This is a genomic window from Streptomyces cahuitamycinicus (genome assembly GCF_002891435.1).
GTDB lineage: Bacteria > Actinomycetota > Actinomycetes > Streptomycetales > Streptomycetaceae > Streptomyces > Streptomyces cahuitamycinicus.
In genome coordinates this window covers 38,666-54,490 of the sequence record NZ_POUC01000009.1, presented here as the reverse complement: position 1 = coordinate 54,490, position 15,825 = coordinate 38,666, and the positions used below count along the sequence as shown (strand labels likewise).

The following is a 15,825-nucleotide window of genomic DNA, read 5'->3' as shown; positions in this document are numbered from 1 at the left end:
GCCTATGCCCACCCACCACCCGAATCACTCGGCCAGGAGCTGCTGTCGCCCCCGAAGCTGTCGGCCGGGAGCCGCTGTCGCTGCGAAGCTGTCGCCTCGGTCGCAAACCCCGCCCCAAAACCCCTACGGCCTTGTCACTCCCCGTCGTACCCTGGGAGTCGCGAGGCCGCCCTCAGCTGTGCGGCCGTGACGAGGAGGAACCGCAGGCCTTCAGCGCCGGCCCATGACTCAATCATCGACAGCTCACACCCCCGCGCATGAGCAGGCGAGAGCACAGTTCACTGTCCCCGCCCAGCACCCCATGGTCACCGTCCTGGGGTCCGGCGACTCCCTCCTGCGCGTGATCGAGAAGGCTTTCCCGGCGGCCGACATCCACGTCCGGGGCAACGAGATCAGCGCGGTCGGCGACCAGAAGGACGTCGCCCTCATTTCGCGCGTGTTCGACGAGATGATGCTGGTGCTCCGCACCGGGCAGCCGATGACGGAGGACGCAGTGGAACGCTCGATCGCCATGCTCAAGGCGAGCGACAACGGCGAGAGCGACGGCCAGGAGACCCCCGCCGAGGTGCTCACGCAGAACATCCTGTCCTCGCGCGGCCGCACGATCCGCCCCAAGACGCTCAACCAGAAGCGCTACGTCGACGCCATCGACAAGCACACCATCGTGTTCGGCATCGGCCCCGCGGGCACCGGCAAGACGTACCTGGCGATGGCCAAGGCCGTGCAGGCCCTGCAGTCCAAGCAGGTCAACCGCATCATCCTGACCCGCCCCGCGGTCGAGGCCGGAGAGCGCCTCGGCTTCCTGCCGGGCACCCTCTACGAGAAGATCGACCCCTACCTGCGCCCGCTCTACGACGCGCTGCACGACATGCTCGACCCGGACTCGATCCCGCGCCTGATGGCGGCGGGGACGATCGAGGTCGCGCCGCTGGCATACATGAGGGGCAGGGCGCAACCGCTCTTCACCAAAGTCCTCACACCGGACGGCTGGCGCCCCATCGGGGACCTTCAGGTCGGTGACCTGGTCATCGGGTCCAACGGCGAGCCGACACCGGTCCTCGGCGTCTATCCACAGGGCGAGCGGGACATCTACCGGGTCACGGCCCAGGACGGTTCCTGGACGCTGTGCTGCGGTGAGCACCTGTGGACGGTCCGCACCGCCGCCGACAAGCGCCGCGGCAAGCCATGGCGGGTCCTGGAGACCCGGGAGATGATCGGCAACCTGCGGGCGGCTCACGCTCGCCGGTACGAACTGCCGATGCTCACCGCGCCGGTCCAGCTGCCGGAGCGAGACGTCCCCATGGACCCGTACGCCCTGGGACTGCTGCTCGGTGACGGCTGCCTCACCGGCTCCACGACCCCCTCCTTCGCGACCGAGGATCCGGAACTGGCCGACGCTCTGGAGGCCTCGCTGCCCGGTGTCGCCGTGCGGCACAAGCGCGGACCGGACTACGTTCTCAACCGGATCAAGTCCCCGGGCGACGTGATCACCCTGGAGAACCCCGTCACGCGTGCCCTGCGTGAACTGGACCTGCTGCGTACTCGCTCGCACTCCAAGTTCGTCCCGGACGGCTACCTGTACAACTCGGCTGAGGTACGGCTGGCGGTCCTCCAGGGCCTGCTGGACTCCGATGGCGGCCCGGTGACGCAGAAGCACCGCACCTGCCGGATCCAGTACACGACGACGTCGGCTCTGCTCCGCGACGACGTCATCGCCCTGGTGCAGTCGCTGGGCGGTGTGGCGTACACCCGCCGCAGGGCCGCCGAGGGGCGCAGGCCCGGCCTCGCCAGGGGGCGGGAGGTCCGATACCGGTACGACGCTCATGTCATCGACATCCGCCTCCCCGAAGGCATCGAACCCTTCCGCCTCCCCCGTAAGCGCGACAAGTACCTCGCTGCCGGAGGCGGCGGGCGCCCGATGCGGTTCATCGACAGCATCGAGCCCGCAGGCCGGGAGGAGACCGTCTGTATCCAGGTGGCGGCCGAGGACTCGTTGTACGTCACGCAGGACCACCTGCTGACGCACAACACGCTCAACGACGCCTTCATCATCCTGGACGAGGCCCAGAACACGAGCCCCGAGCAGATGAAGATGTTCCTCACCCGCCTCGGCTTCGAGTCGAAGATCGTGATCACGGGTGACGTCACGCAGGTCGACCTGCCGGACGGGACGAAGAGCGGGCTGCGGCAGGTGCAGGACATCCTGGAAGGCTTGGAGGACGTGCACTTCTCCCGGCTCTCCTCCCAGGACGTCGTCCGGCACAAGCTGGTGGGCCGTATCGTCGACGCGTACGAGAAGTACGACACCACGCACGGCACCCAGAACGGCGCGCACAAGAGCCGCGGCAAGTCCGGGCACAAGGGGAAGTAGACACACACAGCACCATGTCGATCGACGTCAACAACGAGTCAGGCACCGAGGTCGACGAGCAGGCGGTCCTCGACATCGCCCGCTACGCGCTCGCTCGGATGCGCATCCACCCGCTCTCCGAGCTCTCGGTGATCGTCGTGGACGCCGACGCCATGGAGCAGCTCCACATCCAGTGGATGGACCTCCCGGGTCCGACGGACGTCATGTCCTTCCCGATGGACGAGCTGCGCCCGCCCTCCAAGGACGACGACGAGCCGCCCCAGGGGCTGCTCGGCGACATCGTGCTGTGCCCCGAGGTCGCGCAGAAGCAGGGCGAGGAAGCCGACACGCAGCACTCCATGGACGAGGAGCTCCAGTTGCTCACCGTCCACGGCGTGCTGCACCTGCTGGGCTACGACCACGAGGAACCGGACGAGAAGGCCGAGATGTTCGGCCTCCAGGCGGCCATCGTGGACGGCTGGCGCGCGGAGCGGGGCCTGACCGGCCCGTCCCCGGCGCCGACGGTCTCCTGAGCCCGCCGATGAATCCGCAACTCGCCCTGGGCGCCGTCGCCCTGGTCGTAGTGGCCTGGCTCGCCGCCTGTGCGGAGGCGGGCCTCGCGCGCGTCTCCAGCTTCCGCGCCGAGGAGGCCGTGCGCTCCGGCCGCCGCGGCAGCGCCAAGCTCTCCCAGGTCGCCGCCGATCCCACCCGCTACCTCAACGTGGCGCTGCTGGTCCGCGTCGCGTGCGAGATGGCCGCCGCCGCGCTGATCACCTACGGCTGCCTCCAGGCGTTCGACGGCACCACCGAGGCCCTCCTGGTCGCCATCGCGGTCATGGTCCTCGTGTCCTACGTCGCCGTCGGCGTCTCCCCGCGCACCATCGGCCGCCAGCACCCGCTGAACACGGCGACGCTCTCGGCGTACGTCCTGGTGCCGCTGGCCCGGATCATGGGCCCCGTCCCGTCGCTGCTGATCCTCATCGGCAACGCGCTCACGCCCGGCAAGGGCTTCCGCCGCGGACCCTTCGCCTCCGAGGCGGAGCTGCGCGCACTGGTCGACCTCGCCGAGAAGGAGTCCCTCATCGAGGACGAGGAGCGCCGCATGGTGCACTCAGTCTTCGAGCTGGGCGACACCCTCGTCCGCGAGGTCATGGTCCCGCGCACGGACCTGGTGGTCATCGAGCGCTTCAAGACGATCCGCCAGGCCCTCACACTCGCCCTGCGCTCCGGCTTCTCGCGCATCCCGGTCACCGGCGAGAGCGAGGACGACATAGTCGGGATCGTGTATCTGAAGGACCTGGTCCGCAAGACGCACATCAGCCGTGACGCCGAGTCCGAGCAGGTGTCCACGGCCATGCGCCCGGCGTTCTTCGTCCCCGACACCAAGAACGCCGGTGACCTGCTGCGCGAGATGCAGAAGGAACGCAACCACGTCGCCGTCGTCATCGACGAGTACGGCGGCACGGCCGGCATCGTCACCATCGAGGACATCCTCGAAGAGATCGTCGGCGAGATCACCGACGAGTACGACCGTGAACTGCCGCCGGTCGAGGAGCTCGGCGAGGACCGGTTCCGCGTCACGGCCCGCCTCGACATCGGCGACCTGGGCGAGCTGTACGGCCTGGAGGAGTACGACGACGAGGATGTCGAGACGGTCGGCGGCCTGCTGGCCAAGGCGCTGGGTCGCGTCCCCATCGCGGGAGCCTCCTCCGTGGTGGACCTGCCCGACGGCCGGGTGCTGCGCCTGACCGCGGAGGCCGCCGCCGGCCGCCGGAACAAGATCGTGACGGTGCTGGCGGAGCCGGTGGACGCGGCGGCCCCGCCTTCGAAGGCGGAGAAGCCGGCGTGACCCCGCAGGAACTGCGTGCGTTCTGCCTGTCCTTCAACGCGGCGGTGGAGGACTTCCCGTTCAGCCCGGAGATCTCGGTCTTCAAGGTGCGGGGGAAGCTCTTCGCCCTGTCGTACCTGGACGCGCGCCCCCTGAGGGCCAACCTCAAGTGCGACCCGGAGGAGGCGATCCGGCTGCGCCGCGAGCACGAGGGCCTCATCGTCCCCGGCTGGCACATGAACAAGCGCCACTGGAACACGGTCACGGTCGACGGCGAACTCCCGGACGGACTGGTCCGGGAGCTCATCGAGGACTCGTACGACCTGGTCGTGGCGGGCCTGCCCCGAGCGGACCGCCTGTGCCTCGACCGCCCATGACGCTTCCGTATGCTCGGATCATGACCGACAGCAGCGCGCTCGACCCCGAGGACCGCAAGATCGTCACCCTGGCCCGTGCCGCGCGGGCCCGCAACGGCGTGCCCGAGGGCGCTGCCGTACGGGACGAGACCGGACGCACCTATGTCGCGGGCACCGTGGCCCTCGACTCCCTGAAGCTCAGTGCCCTGCGGACGGCGGTGGCGATGGCGGTCGCCTCGGGCGCGCGGTCGCTGGAGGCGGCGGCGGTCGTGACCGAGGCGCAGACCGCGTCCGCGGAGGACCGGGCGGCGGTGCGTGACCTCGGCGGTGCGGAGACGCCCGTGCTGGTGGCGGGGTTCGACGGTGTCGTCCGGCTGACGGTCAGGGCGGGCTGAGGCCCCGGGGCCTGCGCCCCACGGACCCTCATCGGCCCGAACGGCCCGGCCCTCAAGCGCCGGACGGCCTGGACCGCGAGCGCCGGTCGGCCTGGACCGCGAGCGCCGGTCGGCCCGGTCCTCAAGTGCCGAACGGCCTGGACTTCAAGCGCCGGACGGCCTCGTCCTCAAGCGCCGGACGGCCTGGTCGGTGGCCGGCCGGCCCGGTCCACTGTCACCACTGGCCGAACTTCGCTGTAACCGCCGGTAATTAGGCCAGTTTTCAACCTTGCCGCCCCCTGCCCCAGGCGCATCAATGGAACCGTAAGTTCCGACGGACCGTCAGGTTCGGCTCTCGCGCAGCGTGCCCGCACTCACCTGCCGAGCGGTCCCCCCACACGGAAACGGAGCCGGAATCCCATGAGATGCAAGCGAATCGGAGCAGGCGCGGCACTGGCGGCCGGGGCCCTCGCGGTCACCGGGCTCGCCTTCGCCCCCGCAGCCCTCGCCGTCACCCCCCAGACGGCGACGATCAGCGCGGACTGCGGCAGCTTCGGCAGCGGCGAGGCCACACTCACGGCCACGCAGAACGGCACCGCCGCCACCCTCACCGTCAAGTCCTCCGCCATCACGGCGCCCATCGCGCTGGGAGAGGACTCGATCACGTCCGCCCTCACCCTGGTGAAGAGCGGCGGCGGCACCGTCGACTTCACCGGCACGGAGAACCCGGCGATGGCCGCCGGCGCCCCCGTCGAGGTCGGCCCCCTCAGCGGCACCGTGGCCTCCGGCGACAGCCTCGATGCCTTCGGCGGCTCGCTGAGGATGACCGTCTTCGGCATCACCATCACCTGCACGGCGAGCGGGCCGCAGTCACCGGGCCCCTTCGTGTTCGACTGAGAACGAAAGGCGACGCGGCCCCGGCGTCAGAGCGCGTCGGGGCCGCGCTCGCCCGTCCGCACGCGCACGACCGTGTCCACCGGCAGCGCCCACACCTTGCCGTCCCCGATCTTGCCCGTGTGCGCGGCCTTCACGACCGCGTCGATGACGGTGTCGGCCTCCGCGTCCTCGACGACGACCTCGATCCGGACCTTGGGCACCAGGTCGACCTGGTACTCGGCGCCTCGGTACACCTCGGTGTGGCCGCGTTGCCGGCCGTAGCCGCTGGCCTCGCTGACGGTCAGGCCGTGCACGCCGAGTGCCCGCAGGGCGTTCTTGACCTCGTCGAGGCGGTACGGCTTGACGATCGCGGTGATGAGCTTCATGCCTGGGGGGTGACCTTCCGGGCGTGGGGGACGACGGAGGAGGAGACCGGGGCACCGTGGCCCAGGACCCCGTGATCGTAGGCCGTCTCCGCGCGCGCCGTAAGGTCCGGGCCGGTCCGCTCCCGCTCCTCGTTCGACCGTCCACGTCCGATCCGGTATCCCGGGGCGTGGAGGACCCCGCTGCCGCATTCCCGGACCACGGACACGGTCCGTGCGCGCCGGATACGGAGCGAAAGCGGGAGACCGGGAAACCCACGAGGCACGTCCGGTGCGGGGCGGCTCCGTGGATCAGGGACAATGGGCGCCATGAGCGTTCGTACCCAGTCATCCGAAGAGCCGGCCGGAGCTGTCCACAGGGCTGGCTTCGCCTGCTTCGTGGGCCGTCCCAACGCGGGCAAGTCCACCCTCACGAATGCTCTGGTCGGCCAGAAGGTGGCGATCACGGCGAACCAGCCGCAGACGACGCGGCACACCGTACGGGGCATCGTGCACCGCCCGGACGCCCAGCTGATCCTGGTCGACACCCCGGGCCTGCACAAGCCGCGCACGCTGCTGGGTGAGCGGCTCAACGACATCGTGCGCACGACGTGGGCCGAGGTCGACGTGATCGGCTTCTGTCTGCCGGCGAACGAGAAGCTCGGCCCCGGTGACCGTTTCATCGCCAAGGAACTGGCGTCCATCAAGAAGACGCCGAAGATCGCGATCGTCACGAAGACCGACCTGGTGGACGGCAAGACGCTCGCCGAGCAGCTCATCGCGATCGACCAGCTCGGTCAGGAACTGGGCTTCGAGTGGGCGGAGATCGTCCCGGTCTCCGCGGTCGGCGACAAGCAGGTGGGCCTGCTGGCCGACCTGATCGTCCCGCTCCTGCCCGAGGGCCCGGCCCTCTACCCCGAGGGCGACCTGACCGACGAGCCGGAGCAGGTCATGATCGCGGAGCTGATCCGCGAGGCCGCGCTTGAAGGCGTCCGCGACGAGCTGCCGCACTCCATCGCGGTCGTCGTCGAGGAGATGCTCCCGCGCGAGGACCGCCCCGCCGACAAGCCCCTCCTCGACATCCACGCCTTCGTCTACATCGAGCGCCCCAGCCAGAAGGGCATCATCATCGGCCCCAAGGGCAAACGCCTGAAGGAGGTCGGCATCAAGTCCCGCAAGCAGATCGAGGCCCTGCTGGGCACGCCCGTGTTCCTGGACCTGCATGTGAAGGTCGCGAAGGACTGGCAGCGGGATCCGCGGCAGTTGCGCAAGCTGGGGTTCTGAGGGCCTCACCGCCTATAACGGCGACCCGAGGCTCGCCCACACCGCGTTGCCGCCCGTGAGGGTCGAGCGGGTGATGCCCCAGCTGTCGGCTATCTCCCGTACGAGCAGCAGGCCGCGGCCGTTCTCGTCATCGGGGCCGGGGCAGCGGTCGGGGATGCCGCGGCCCGTGAGGTCGCCGTCGTGCACCTCCAGCCGGAAGCGCGCGTCCGTCATCAGCTGGACCCCGCACAGGATCCGCTCGCTGAGCGTGTGCAGCACGGCGTTGGTCACCAGCTCGGACACGAGCAGCACCGCGTTCGCGCACGCCTCCTCGGGCACCCGCCACGCGGCCAGCCGCGCGCGCATGGCATGACGGGCGACTCTGACACTGGTCCGCTGCGGCGGCAGCTCCAGCCAGTCGGTGCGGTCCGGGCGCACCGCGTCCAGGAACCGGGGAGTGGATGTCGTGTGGGGGGACACGGCGATCGCCTTCCGTGGGGGGTGGGCGAAGTCAAGGAAGGGGCGAGCGGACAACGGACCGGCCGGCTGTGGGGGTTGGTGCTTCCGGAACCCTGGTCACACAAGTAACTATGCGCGGAGAGCAGTTCACGCTGCAACCATCTCCCTGATAATTTCAGATGGACGGTATCGCCCAGGCCCAACGATTCGATGAATCGTTCAAGTCCTCGCAAAACCAGCGGCGGTGACGACCCCTCAGGAGGCACGGCGTGAGCGACCCGCGACCAGGAACCGGCGCCGGTGCCCCCACCGTCCTGCGCATGATCCTGGGCCGCCGGCTCCAGGAGGCCCGGCAGCACGCGGGCCTGTCCCTCGACGACGCCGCCAAGGCCCTGCGCGTCACCCCGCTGACCATCCGCCGTCTGGAGAAGGCCGAGGTCGGCCTGAAGATCCTCTACGTCGAGAAACTGCTGGAGACCTACGGGGCCGGCCGGCAGGAGATCGACGAGTTCGTCACCCTGGCCGAGCGGGCCAACGAGCCCGGCTGGTGGCACCCGTACCGCGATGTGATGCCGTCCTGGTTCACGGCCTACGTGAGCCTGGAGACCGGCGCCAGAACGCTGCGCACCTACGAGCCGCACTACGTCACGGGCCTGCTCCAGACGCCCGGCTACGCCCGTGCCGTGCTGCGCGGCGGCTTCCCGAACGACAGCGAGGACGACCTCGACCGGCGCGTGGAGCTCAGGCTGCGCCGCCAGGGCCTGCTCACCAAGCCGGACGCGCCCACCCTGTGGGTGGTGATGGAGGAGGCCGTACTGCACCGGGTGGCGGGCGGTCCCGAGGTGATGCGGGACCAGATCGACCGCCTCCTGGAGGCGTCCGAGCTGGAGCACGTCAGCGTCGACATCGTGCCGTTCGCCGCGGGTGCCCACGTCGGGGCGTGCGCGCCCTTCACCTACTTCCGGTTCGAGGAGCGGGAGCTGCCCGACATCGTCTACAGCGAGATCCTCTCCGCGTCCGTCTACCTCGACCAGCGCGCGGACGTCGTGGCCCATCTGGAGGCGCACAACCGGCTGTCGCTGAAGACCTCGTCCGCGGACAGCAAGGCGCTGCTGAACCGCATGCGGAAGGAGTACTCATGACCGTCACCGAGGGTGCCGTGTACAACGGCATGCCCGCGTCGGACCTCGGCGAGCAGGGCTGGGAACGTCCGTGGAGCGGCCCCAACGGGGGTCAGTGCGTGGAGACGAAGCAGCTCACCGACGGCCGCGTGGCCGTGCGCCAGTCGGCCGATCCCGCCGGTCCCGCGCTGATCTACACGCCCGAGGAGATCACCGCGTTCGTCACGGGGGTCAAGCAGGGCCTCGCCGACCATCTGACGGCCCGCTGAAGCCCTGGCGGACCGACTCGCACCACCACCCCCACCGAGAGGCACCCCTCATGAGCACCTCGCACGCCGCGCGGGACATCGACACCAGCAGGCCGCACTCCGCCCGCATGTACGACTACTACCTCGGCGGCAAGGACCACTTCGACGTCGACAAGCAGGCGGCCGAGCGGGTCGCCGAGGCCTACCCCGCCATATTCGTGTGCGCCCGAGAGAACCGGGCCTTCATGCACCGCGCCACCCGGGTCCTCGCCCGGGAGCACGGCATCCGCCAGTGGCTGGACATCGGCACCGGCATCCCCACCGAGCCCAACCTGCACCAGGTCGCCCAGTCCGTGGTCCCGGACGCCCGGGTGGTCTACGCCGACAACGACCCGCTCGTCCTCAAGTACGCCGAGCGTCTGATGCGCAGCACCTCCGAGGGCCGCACCACGTACATCGAGGCGGACGTCAACGACCCGCAGTCGCTGCTGAACGCGCCCCAACTGGCCGACATCCTGGACCTGGACCGCCCGGTGGCGCTGTCCCTGAACGCCCTGATGCACTTCGTCACCGACGCCCAGGACCCGTACGGCATCGTGCGCCGCCTGCTGGACGTGCTGCCCTCGGGCAGCGCCCTGGCACTGAGCCACTGCACGCCCGACTTCGACCCGGCTACCTGGCAGAAGGTCACCGACATCTACACCTCGGCCGGTACGCCGGTGCGGTTCCGCTCGCGCCAGGACGTCGCCCGCTTCTTCGACGGCCTGGACCTGCTGGAGCCGGGCGTCGCGGTCGGCCACCGCTGGCGCCCGGACGCCGTGCAGGGCGACGCCCCGACGGACGCCGAGGTCAGCCTCTGGACCGGGGTGGGCATCAAGCCGTAGCCGTCTGCCCCCGCAGCAGCTCCCGGTACCAGTGGTACGACGCCTTCGGGGTCCGCTCCAGCGTGCCGAAGTCGACGTGGACCAGGCCGAAGCGGCGTGCGTAGCCCTCCGCCCACTCGAAGTTGTCGAGCAGGGACCACACGAAGTAGCCGCGCACGTCGACGCCGGCCTCCACGGCCCGGTGCAGCGCCCGGATGTGGCCGTCCAGGTAGGCGATGCGGTCCTGGTCGTCGACGCCCGGGTACGAACATCCGTTCTCGGTGATGACGACGGGCGGGAGCCGGTCGCCGTAGCGGTCGCGGAAGGTGGTGAGGAGCTCGCTGAGGCCCTCGGGCACGACCGGCCAGCCGAAGTCCGTGACCGGCCGGCCCTCGATCTCCCGGACGGAGAAGGGGAGTTCGGCGGGCATGGTGACCCCGCCGAACTCGATCTCCGCGCCCTGGGGGGCACCCACCCTGGTCGGGGCGTAGTAGTTGATCCCGTACCAGTCCAGCGGCTCGGCGATCACCTTGAGGTCGGCCTCGACGTCCCCGGGCATCAGCTCGCCGATGCCGTCCGGGTACCGGCCCAGCAGCAGCGGGTCCGCGAACAGGCGGTTCAGCAGCAGGTCGTAGAAGTCCGCCGCCTCCACGTCCGCCGCCTCCTGCGACGCCGCCCAGGTCGGCCCGTGCGAGTTGGCGACGCCGATGTCCGTGGCGCCCGCGGCGCGCAGGGCCCGGACGGCCAGGCCGTGGGCGAGCAGCTGGTGGTGGGCGACCGGCAGCGCGTCGAACAGCAGCCGCTTCCCCGGTGCGTGCACGCCCAGGGCGTGGCCCAGCAGGGTGTGCTCGGCGGGCTCGTTCAGGGTGATCCACTTCGTCACACGGTCGCCGAGGCGGCCGGCCACCAGGGACACGTACTCGGCGAAGCGCTCGGCGGTGTCCCGCTCCAGCCAGTCCAGCTCCGCCGGCAGGTCCCAGTGGAACAGGGTCGGCACCGGGCGGACGCCCGCCGCGCACAGGTCGTCCACCAGCCGGTCGTAGAAGTCCAGGCCCTTCCCGGAGCGCACCCGCGGCCAGGAGACCGAGAAGCGGTAGGCGTTCACGCCCAGGCCGGCCAGGAGCGCCACGTCCTCGCGGTGGCGGTGGACGTGGTCGCAGGCCACATCCGCCGTCGAGCCGTCCTTCACCCGCCCCGGCGTGGCCGTGAAGGCGTCCCACACGGACGGCTCGCGTTCGTCCGCGCCGCCCTCGATCTGGTGCGCCGAGGTGGACACGCCCCAGAGGAAGCCGGCCGGGAAGCGGGGGATCGGGTTGCCTGCGTCAGTCGCCATGCGCTGGATCATCCGTACCGGCGGTAACGGAAGTCAACGGCCGGGCGGGAAGGAGCCGTCAGGCCCCTTCCTTCAGCACCCGCGAGATCAGCTTCCGCTGCTCGTCCGTCAGCCGGGGATCCGCGCAGTACACCGTCCTCCCGTCCACGGTGAGCTGGTAGCTGAACCCGTCCGGGACCCCGACCGGAGGCGTGCTGCGGCCGGCGGCGACTGCCTGCTCGGCCAGCGCGTGCCACTCGGAGGCATCGGAGCGGCCCGAGGTGTCCACCTCGGCATGCCGCTCGATGCCCGCGAAACCGCCCGTGCGCCGCACCTGAATACGCATGACACCTGTCTAGTACGGAACTACAGGGTCCGCACCCCGACCTGCTCCCAGCCCTTCGACACGGCGTCCAGTTCCTCCCCGTCGCCGAAGCGTTCCCGGGCGGCCTTGACGGTGAGCGTGGCGAAGTCGGTGAACATCGCGTCCTGCCTCAGCTCGCCGCCGGTCAGCACGTCGTACCAGACCTGCCCGGCCCGCTCCCAGGCGTGGCCGCCGAGGGCCGTGGCCGCGAGGTGGAAGGCGTGGTTCGGGATGCCCGAGTTGATGTGGACACCGCCGTTGTCGCGGCCCGTGCGCACGAAGTCGTCCATCGTCGCCGGCTGCGGGTCCTTGCCGAGGACGTCGTCGTCGTACGCCGTGCCCGGCTCCTTCATGGAGCGCAGCGCCGTGCCCGTCACCCGGGGGGCGAGCAGGCCCGCGCCGATCAGCCAGTCGGCCTCGGCGGCGGTCTGGCCCAGGGTGTACTGCTTGATCAGGGCGCCGAAGACATCCGACAGGGACTCGTTGAGCGCGCCGGGCTGGCCGAAGTAGGTGAGGTTGGCCGTGTACTGCGTGACGCCGTGCGCGAGTTCGTGGCCGATGACGTCGATCGGGATCGTGAAGTCGAGGAAGATCTCCCCGTCCCCGTCGCCGAAGACCATCTGCTCGCCGTTCCAGAACGCGTTGTTGTAGTCGCGGTCGTAGTGCACCGTCGCGTTCAGCGGGAGGCCGTTCCCGTCGATCGAGTCGCGCCGGTAGGCCTGGAGGAACAGCTCGAAGGTGGCGCCGAGACCGGCGTAGGCGCGGTTGACGGTGGCGTCCTTGCCGGGCTTGTCGCCCTCGCCGCGGACCTTGTGGCCGGGCAGGTCGGTGCCGTGCCGGGCGTCGTGGACGGTGCGCTGCGGCCTGCCGTCGGCGACCGCGGCGGCGGCGGTCGCGCCGATGACCGTGGTGAGGCGGCGCTGGGTGCGCTCGAAGGCGTCACGCTGCAGGGTGCGGCGGGCGGGACGGGCGAGTGCGGGGTCCTCGGCCTGGGCGAGCCGGTCGAGGACATGAGGCGGAACGATGGTGCAGAAGACGGGCTCGAAGCCCCCGTGGGTCGTCATGCCCGGCACCCTTGCACTGCGTGACGGAACTGTCACTAGTCGCCACCATGATTGGTGAAATACCGGGACACAGGCCCTCACGCTCCGTGGTGGGTGCTATGGGGAAGTGGCGTAGCGCACTTTTTGTCCCCTATGTGCGCCCGGTCCCGCATACTGATACGACCCCACGCGCCGGGAGAGGCTCCACTAGCATGCTGCGCATCATGCGTTTCGGGCTGCTTCTCCTTAGCTGCCGCGGCGAGGGCCTGTAGAGGCCGACTCCCTCCCCGCGGAGCTTGGTGCTGCGTCGTCGGCCGTCCTTCCGGACACCCTCTGAGGAGCCCTAAGCATCATGGCGAACCGCCAGCAGCCCAGTTCCATGCCGACCCACAAGTACGGCCGCTACGAGCAGGTCGACATCCCGGACCGCACCTGGCCGGAGCAGCGCATCACCACCGCCCCCCGCTGGCTCTCCACCGACCTGCGCGACGGCAACCAGGCCCTGATCGACCCCATGTCGCCCGCCCGCAAGCGCGCCATGTTCGACCTGCTGGTGAAGATGGGCTACAAGGAAATCGAGGTCGGCTTCCCGGCCTCCGGCCAGACCGACTTCGACTTCGTGCGCTCCATCATCGAGGAGCCCGGGGCCATCCCCGACGACGTCACCATCTCCGTACTGACCCAGGCCCGCGAGGACCTGATCGAGCGCACGGTGGAGTCGCTGAAGGGCGCCAAGCGCGCGACCGTCCACCTGTACAACGCCACCGCGCCGGTCTTCCGCCGGGTCGTCTTCCGCGGCTCCAAGGACGACATCAAGCAGATCGCCGTCGACGGCACGCGCCTGGTCATGGAGTACGCGGAGAAGCTGCTGGGTCCCGAGACCGAGTTCGGTTACCAGTACAGCCCCGAGATCTTCACCGACACCGAGCTGGACTTCGCCCTGGAGGTCTGCGAGGCGGTGATGGACGTCTGGCAGCCCGGCCCGGGCCGCGAGATCATCCTGAATCTGCCGGCGACCGTCGAGCGCTCCACGCCCTCCACGCACGCCGACCGCTTCGAGTGGATGGGCCGCAACCTCTCCCGCCGCGAGCACGTCTGCCTGTCGATCCACCCCCACAACGACCGCGGCACCGCCGTCGCAGCCGCCGAGCTGGCCCTGATGGCCGGCGCCGACCGCGTCGAGGGCTGCCTGTTCGGGCAGGGCGAGCGCACCGGCAACGTCGACCTGGTCACCCTGGGCATGAACCTCTTCTCGCAGGGCGTCGACCCGCAGATCGACTTCTCCGACATCGACGAGATCCGTCGCACGTGGGAGTACTGCAACCAGATGGAGGTCCACCCGCGCCACCCGTACGTGGGCGACCTGGTCTACACGTCCTTCTCCGGCTCCCACCAGGACGCCATCAAGAAGGGCTTCGACGCCATGGAGGCCGACGCCGCCGCCAAGGGCGTCACCGTCGACGACATCGAGTGGGCCGTCCCCTACCTGCCCATCGACCCCAAGGACGTCGGCCGCTCCTACGAGGCGGTCATCCGGGTCAACTCGCAGTCCGGCAAGGGCGGTATCGCCTACGTCCTCAAGGACGGCCACAGTCTGGACCTGCCGCGCCGTATGCAGGTCGAGTTCTCCAAGGTCATCCAGGCCAAGACGGACGCCGAGGGCGGCGAGGTCACACCGAAGGACATCTGGTCGGTCTTCCAGGACGAGTACCTGCCCAACCCCGAGAACCCGTGGGGCCGGATCCAGGTCAAGAACAACCAGTCGACGACCGACACCGACGGCGTGGACACACTGAAGGTGGAGGCCACACTGGACGGCCAGGACACCGTCCTGACCGGTTCCGGCAACGGTCCGATCTCGGCCTTCTTCGACGCCCTGCAGTCCGTCGGCATCGACGTACGCCTGCTGGACTACCAGGAGCACACGATGAGCGAGGGCGCCTCCGCGCAGGCCGCCTCCTACATCGAATGCGCGATCGGCGACAAGGTCCTGTGGGGGATCGGAATCGACGCGAACACGACGCGGGCCTCGCTGAAGGCGGTCGTCTCGGCCGTCAACCGCGCGGCTCGCTGACCAGCCGTACGGGTCGGCGGCCCGGGGCCGTTCGCGGCCGCCGCAGGCGCTCCGTCCGCCGACGTCCGGCGGGCGGAGCCCCGTCGCATACCGGCCATTGTCTGTGGAGGTCACGGAAAGGTCTCCTCCGGGGTGCTGACTCCACGTCTCCGATGTGGCTAACATCACGCAAGCACGGCGGCGTTGCCGTGCGGCGTGACGGAGGTGCGACGTGCTGCCAGGACGGGGACGAAACGGCCGTGCCGCCAGGCTTTCTCACATCCTGGGCACCCGCACCGCGTGGACGGCCGCCGGTGACGGCGAGTTCTTCTGCCCCGGCTGCGGCGGCGACCGCAACTACCAGCGGCTGACCGGACAGCGCCGCTTCACCCTGCTCGGCCTGCCCGTGCTGCCGCGCGGCGAGACCGGCCCGGTCGTGGAGTGCGCGGCCTGCCGCCGCCACTTCGGCATGGACGTCCTCGACCATCCGACCACCATCCGCTTCTCCGCGATGCTCCGCGACGCCGTACACACCGTCGCCCTCGCCTTGCTGGCCGCGGGCGGCGCCGGATCCCGCACGGCACTGGAGGCCGCCGTGCTCGCCGTGCGCGCGGCCGGCTTCGACGACTGCACGGAGGAGCAGCTGGCCGCGCTCGTCGAGGCGCTGGAGGCCGACACCGGCCGGATCACCGGCGAACCCTGCGGGGCCGGGCTGGCCATAGAGCTGCACGAGGCGCTGGACCCGCTCGCCCCGCACCTCGCCACCGTCGGCCGCGAGTCGATCCTGCTCCAAGGTGCCCGCATCGCCCTGGCGGACGGGCCGTACACCCCCGCCGAGCGGGATGTGCTGGCGACGGTGGGGGCGGCGCTCACCATCTGCTCCGACGACGTCACCCGGCTGCTGGCTGAGGCCGCGCGCATGCCCTCGTAGGGTGCCGGCGTTACTCCCCGGG

General features: G+C 70.2%; 17 protein-coding genes and 1 pseudogene. 12 read left to right on the top strand and 6 right to left on the bottom strand.

Annotated features, from left to right (window positions below; genetic code table 11):
• The first annotated feature begins 301 nt into the window (after nucleotides 1–301).
• From C1J00_RS02670 to C1J00_RS02645, 6 genes are all read left to right on the top strand, one after another.
• Nucleotides 302–2,371 carry a PhoH family protein gene (locus C1J00_RS02670; RefSeq protein WP_245936154.1) on the top strand — a complete coding sequence of 690 codons (2,070 nt, stop codon included), beginning with the start codon at nucleotides 302–304 and terminating at the stop codon, nucleotides 2,369–2,371.
• A gap of 14 nt (nucleotides 2,372–2,385) precedes the next feature.
• Nucleotides 2,386–2,883, top strand: coding sequence for an rRNA maturation RNase YbeY (gene ybeY, locus C1J00_RS02665; RefSeq protein WP_102907408.1), 498 nt, complete (start codon nucleotides 2,386–2,388; stop codon nucleotides 2,881–2,883).
• 8 nt (nucleotides 2,884–2,891) lie between these two features.
• A complete protein-coding gene (locus C1J00_RS02660; protein ID WP_102907407.1) occupies nucleotides 2,892–4,199 on the top strand; it encodes a hemolysin family protein in 1,308 nt (435 codons plus the stop codon).
• Entirely contained in the window at nucleotides 4,196–4,555 is a 360-nt protein-coding gene (locus tag C1J00_RS02655) for an MmcQ/YjbR family DNA-binding protein (protein ID WP_102907406.1), read from the top strand. The genes C1J00_RS02660 and C1J00_RS02655 overlap by 4 nt, the downstream gene beginning before the upstream one ends.
• Before the next feature lie 20 nt (nucleotides 4,556–4,575).
• Nucleotides 4,576–4,929: a cytidine deaminase-like protein gene (locus tag C1J00_RS02650; RefSeq protein WP_102907405.1), complete on the top strand. Its 354-nt coding sequence runs from the start codon at nucleotides 4,576–4,578 to the stop codon at nucleotides 4,927–4,929.
• Nucleotides 4,930–5,328: 399 nt separating this feature from the next.
• Nucleotides 5,329–5,805: a hypothetical protein gene (locus C1J00_RS02645; RefSeq protein ID WP_102907404.1), complete on the top strand. Its 477-nt coding sequence runs from the start codon at nucleotides 5,329–5,331 to the stop codon at nucleotides 5,803–5,805.
• Nucleotides 5,806–5,831: 26 nt separating this feature from the next.
• Here C1J00_RS02645 and C1J00_RS02640 read toward each other — a convergent pair whose 3' ends face one another.
• Nucleotides 5,832–6,170, bottom strand: a complete 339-nt coding sequence (locus tag C1J00_RS02640) for a P-II family nitrogen regulator (protein WP_102907403.1) — start codon at nucleotides 6,168–6,170, stop codon at nucleotides 5,832–5,834.
• Nucleotides 6,167–6,310, bottom strand: a pseudogene (locus C1J00_RS46315) (ammonium transporter); the annotation flags it as partial. The pseudogene C1J00_RS46315 and the gene C1J00_RS02640, both read right to left, overlap by 4 nt.
• Nucleotides 6,311–6,467: 157 nt before the next feature.
• Here C1J00_RS46315 and era point away from each other — a divergent pair.
• Complete coding sequence (gene era / locus C1J00_RS02630; protein ID WP_180989372.1) at nucleotides 6,468–7,430, top strand: GTPase Era; 963 nt, start codon at nucleotides 6,468–6,470, stop codon at nucleotides 7,428–7,430.
• A 12-nt stretch (nucleotides 7,431–7,442) separates the two neighbouring features.
• Here the strand turns inward: era and C1J00_RS02625 are convergent, their stop codons facing one another.
• The gene (locus C1J00_RS02625; protein WP_102907402.1) at nucleotides 7,443–7,889 is read right to left on the bottom strand and encodes an ATP-binding protein; all 447 of its coding nucleotides are present in this window, start codon (nucleotides 7,887–7,889) and stop codon (nucleotides 7,443–7,445) included.
• Nucleotides 7,890–8,137: 248 nt separating this feature from the next.
• On the opposite strand from C1J00_RS02625, the gene C1J00_RS02620 reads away from it, so the two are divergent.
• The 3 genes from C1J00_RS02620 to C1J00_RS02610 are packed head-to-tail and all read left to right on the top strand — an operon-like array spanning nucleotide 8,138 to nucleotide 10,121.
• A complete protein-coding gene (locus C1J00_RS02620; RefSeq protein WP_102907401.1) occupies nucleotides 8,138–9,010 on the top strand; it encodes a Sco1979 family transcriptional regulator in 873 nt (290 codons plus the stop codon).
• Nucleotides 9,007–9,258 carry a DUF397 domain-containing protein gene (locus tag C1J00_RS02615; protein ID WP_102907400.1) on the top strand — a complete coding sequence of 84 codons (252 nt, stop codon included), beginning with the start codon at nucleotides 9,007–9,009 and terminating at the stop codon, nucleotides 9,256–9,258. The genes C1J00_RS02620 and C1J00_RS02615 overlap by 4 nt, the downstream gene beginning before the upstream one ends.
• A 50-nt stretch (nucleotides 9,259–9,308) precedes the next feature.
• The gene (locus tag C1J00_RS02610) at nucleotides 9,309–10,121 is read left to right on the top strand and encodes an SAM-dependent methyltransferase (protein ID WP_102907399.1); all 813 of its coding nucleotides are present in this window, start codon (nucleotides 9,309–9,311) and stop codon (nucleotides 10,119–10,121) included.
• On the opposite strand, the gene C1J00_RS02605 is transcribed toward C1J00_RS02610, so the two are convergent.
• Genes C1J00_RS02605 through C1J00_RS02595 form a run of 3 tightly spaced genes read right to left on the bottom strand, consistent with a single transcriptional unit; the run spans nucleotide 10,111 to nucleotide 12,840 of the window.
• Entirely contained in the window at nucleotides 10,111–11,433 is a 1,323-nt protein-coding gene (locus C1J00_RS02605; protein WP_102907413.1) for a GH1 family beta-glucosidase, read from the bottom strand. The two genes, C1J00_RS02610 and C1J00_RS02605, sit on opposite strands and share 11 nt — an antisense overlap.
• Before the next feature lie 58 nt (nucleotides 11,434–11,491).
• Nucleotides 11,492–11,758 (bottom strand): protealysin inhibitor emfourin, encoded by a 267-nt coding sequence (locus C1J00_RS02600; RefSeq protein WP_102907398.1) that lies wholly within the window; start codon nucleotides 11,756–11,758, stop codon nucleotides 11,492–11,494.
• Between the two features lie 20 nt (nucleotides 11,759–11,778).
• Complete coding sequence (locus C1J00_RS02595) at nucleotides 11,779–12,840, bottom strand: M4 family metallopeptidase (protein ID WP_102907397.1); 1,062 nt, start codon at nucleotides 12,838–12,840, stop codon at nucleotides 11,779–11,781.
• Between the two features lie 331 nt (nucleotides 12,841–13,171).
• Here C1J00_RS02595 and leuA point away from each other — a divergent pair, with 331 nt between their 5' ends.
• Both leuA and C1J00_RS02585 read left to right on the top strand, forming a co-directional pair.
• Nucleotides 13,172–14,893: a 2-isopropylmalate synthase gene (leuA, locus tag C1J00_RS02590; protein WP_102907396.1), complete on the top strand. Its 1,722-nt coding sequence runs from the start codon at nucleotides 13,172–13,174 to the stop codon at nucleotides 14,891–14,893.
• Nucleotides 14,894–15,104: 211 nt separating this feature from the next.
• A complete protein-coding gene (locus tag C1J00_RS02585) occupies nucleotides 15,105–15,803 on the top strand; it encodes a TerB family tellurite resistance protein (protein WP_102907395.1) in 699 nt (232 codons plus the stop codon).
• Nucleotides 15,804–15,825: the final 22 nt, after the last annotated feature.

What these genes read in the sequence shown, in the direction of transcription:
- C1J00_RS02670 (WP_245936154.1), top strand. Translation starts at nt 302, where the DNA reads ATGGTCACCGTCCTGGGGTCCGGCGACTCCCTCCTGCGCGTGATCGAG.
- ybeY (WP_102907408.1), top strand. Translation starts at nt 2,386, where the DNA reads ATGTCGATCGACGTCAACAACGAGTCAGGCACCGAGGTCGACGAGCAG.
- C1J00_RS02660 (WP_102907407.1), top strand. Translation starts at nt 2,892, where the DNA reads ATGAATCCGCAACTCGCCCTGGGCGCCGTCGCCCTGGTCGTAGTGGCC.
- C1J00_RS02650 (WP_102907405.1), top strand. Translation starts at nt 4,576, where the DNA reads ATGACCGACAGCAGCGCGCTCGACCCCGAGGACCGCAAGATCGTCACC.
- C1J00_RS02645 (WP_102907404.1), top strand. Translation starts at nt 5,329, where the DNA reads ATGAGATGCAAGCGAATCGGAGCAGGCGCGGCACTGGCGGCCGGGGCC.
- C1J00_RS02640 (WP_102907403.1), bottom strand. Translation starts at nt 6,170, where the DNA reads ATGAAGCTCATCACCGCGATCGTCAAGCCGTACCGCCTCGACGAGGTC.
- era (WP_180989372.1), top strand. Translation starts at nt 6,468, where the DNA reads ATGGGCGCCATGAGCGTTCGTACCCAGTCATCCGAAGAGCCGGCCGGA.
- C1J00_RS02615 (WP_102907400.1), top strand. Translation starts at nt 9,007, where the DNA reads ATGACCGTCACCGAGGGTGCCGTGTACAACGGCATGCCCGCGTCGGAC.
- C1J00_RS02610 (WP_102907399.1), top strand. Translation starts at nt 9,309, where the DNA reads ATGAGCACCTCGCACGCCGCGCGGGACATCGACACCAGCAGGCCGCAC.
- C1J00_RS02605 (WP_102907413.1), bottom strand. Translation starts at nt 11,433, where the DNA reads ATGGCGACTGACGCAGGCAACCCGATCCCCCGCTTCCCGGCCGGCTTC.
- C1J00_RS02600 (WP_102907398.1), bottom strand. Translation starts at nt 11,758, where the DNA reads ATGCGTATTCAGGTGCGGCGCACGGGCGGTTTCGCGGGCATCGAGCGG.
- C1J00_RS02595 (WP_102907397.1), bottom strand. Translation starts at nt 12,840, where the DNA reads ATGACGACCCACGGGGGCTTCGAGCCCGTCTTCTGCACCATCGTTCCG.
- leuA (WP_102907396.1), top strand. Translation starts at nt 13,172, where the DNA reads ATGGCGAACCGCCAGCAGCCCAGTTCCATGCCGACCCACAAGTACGGC.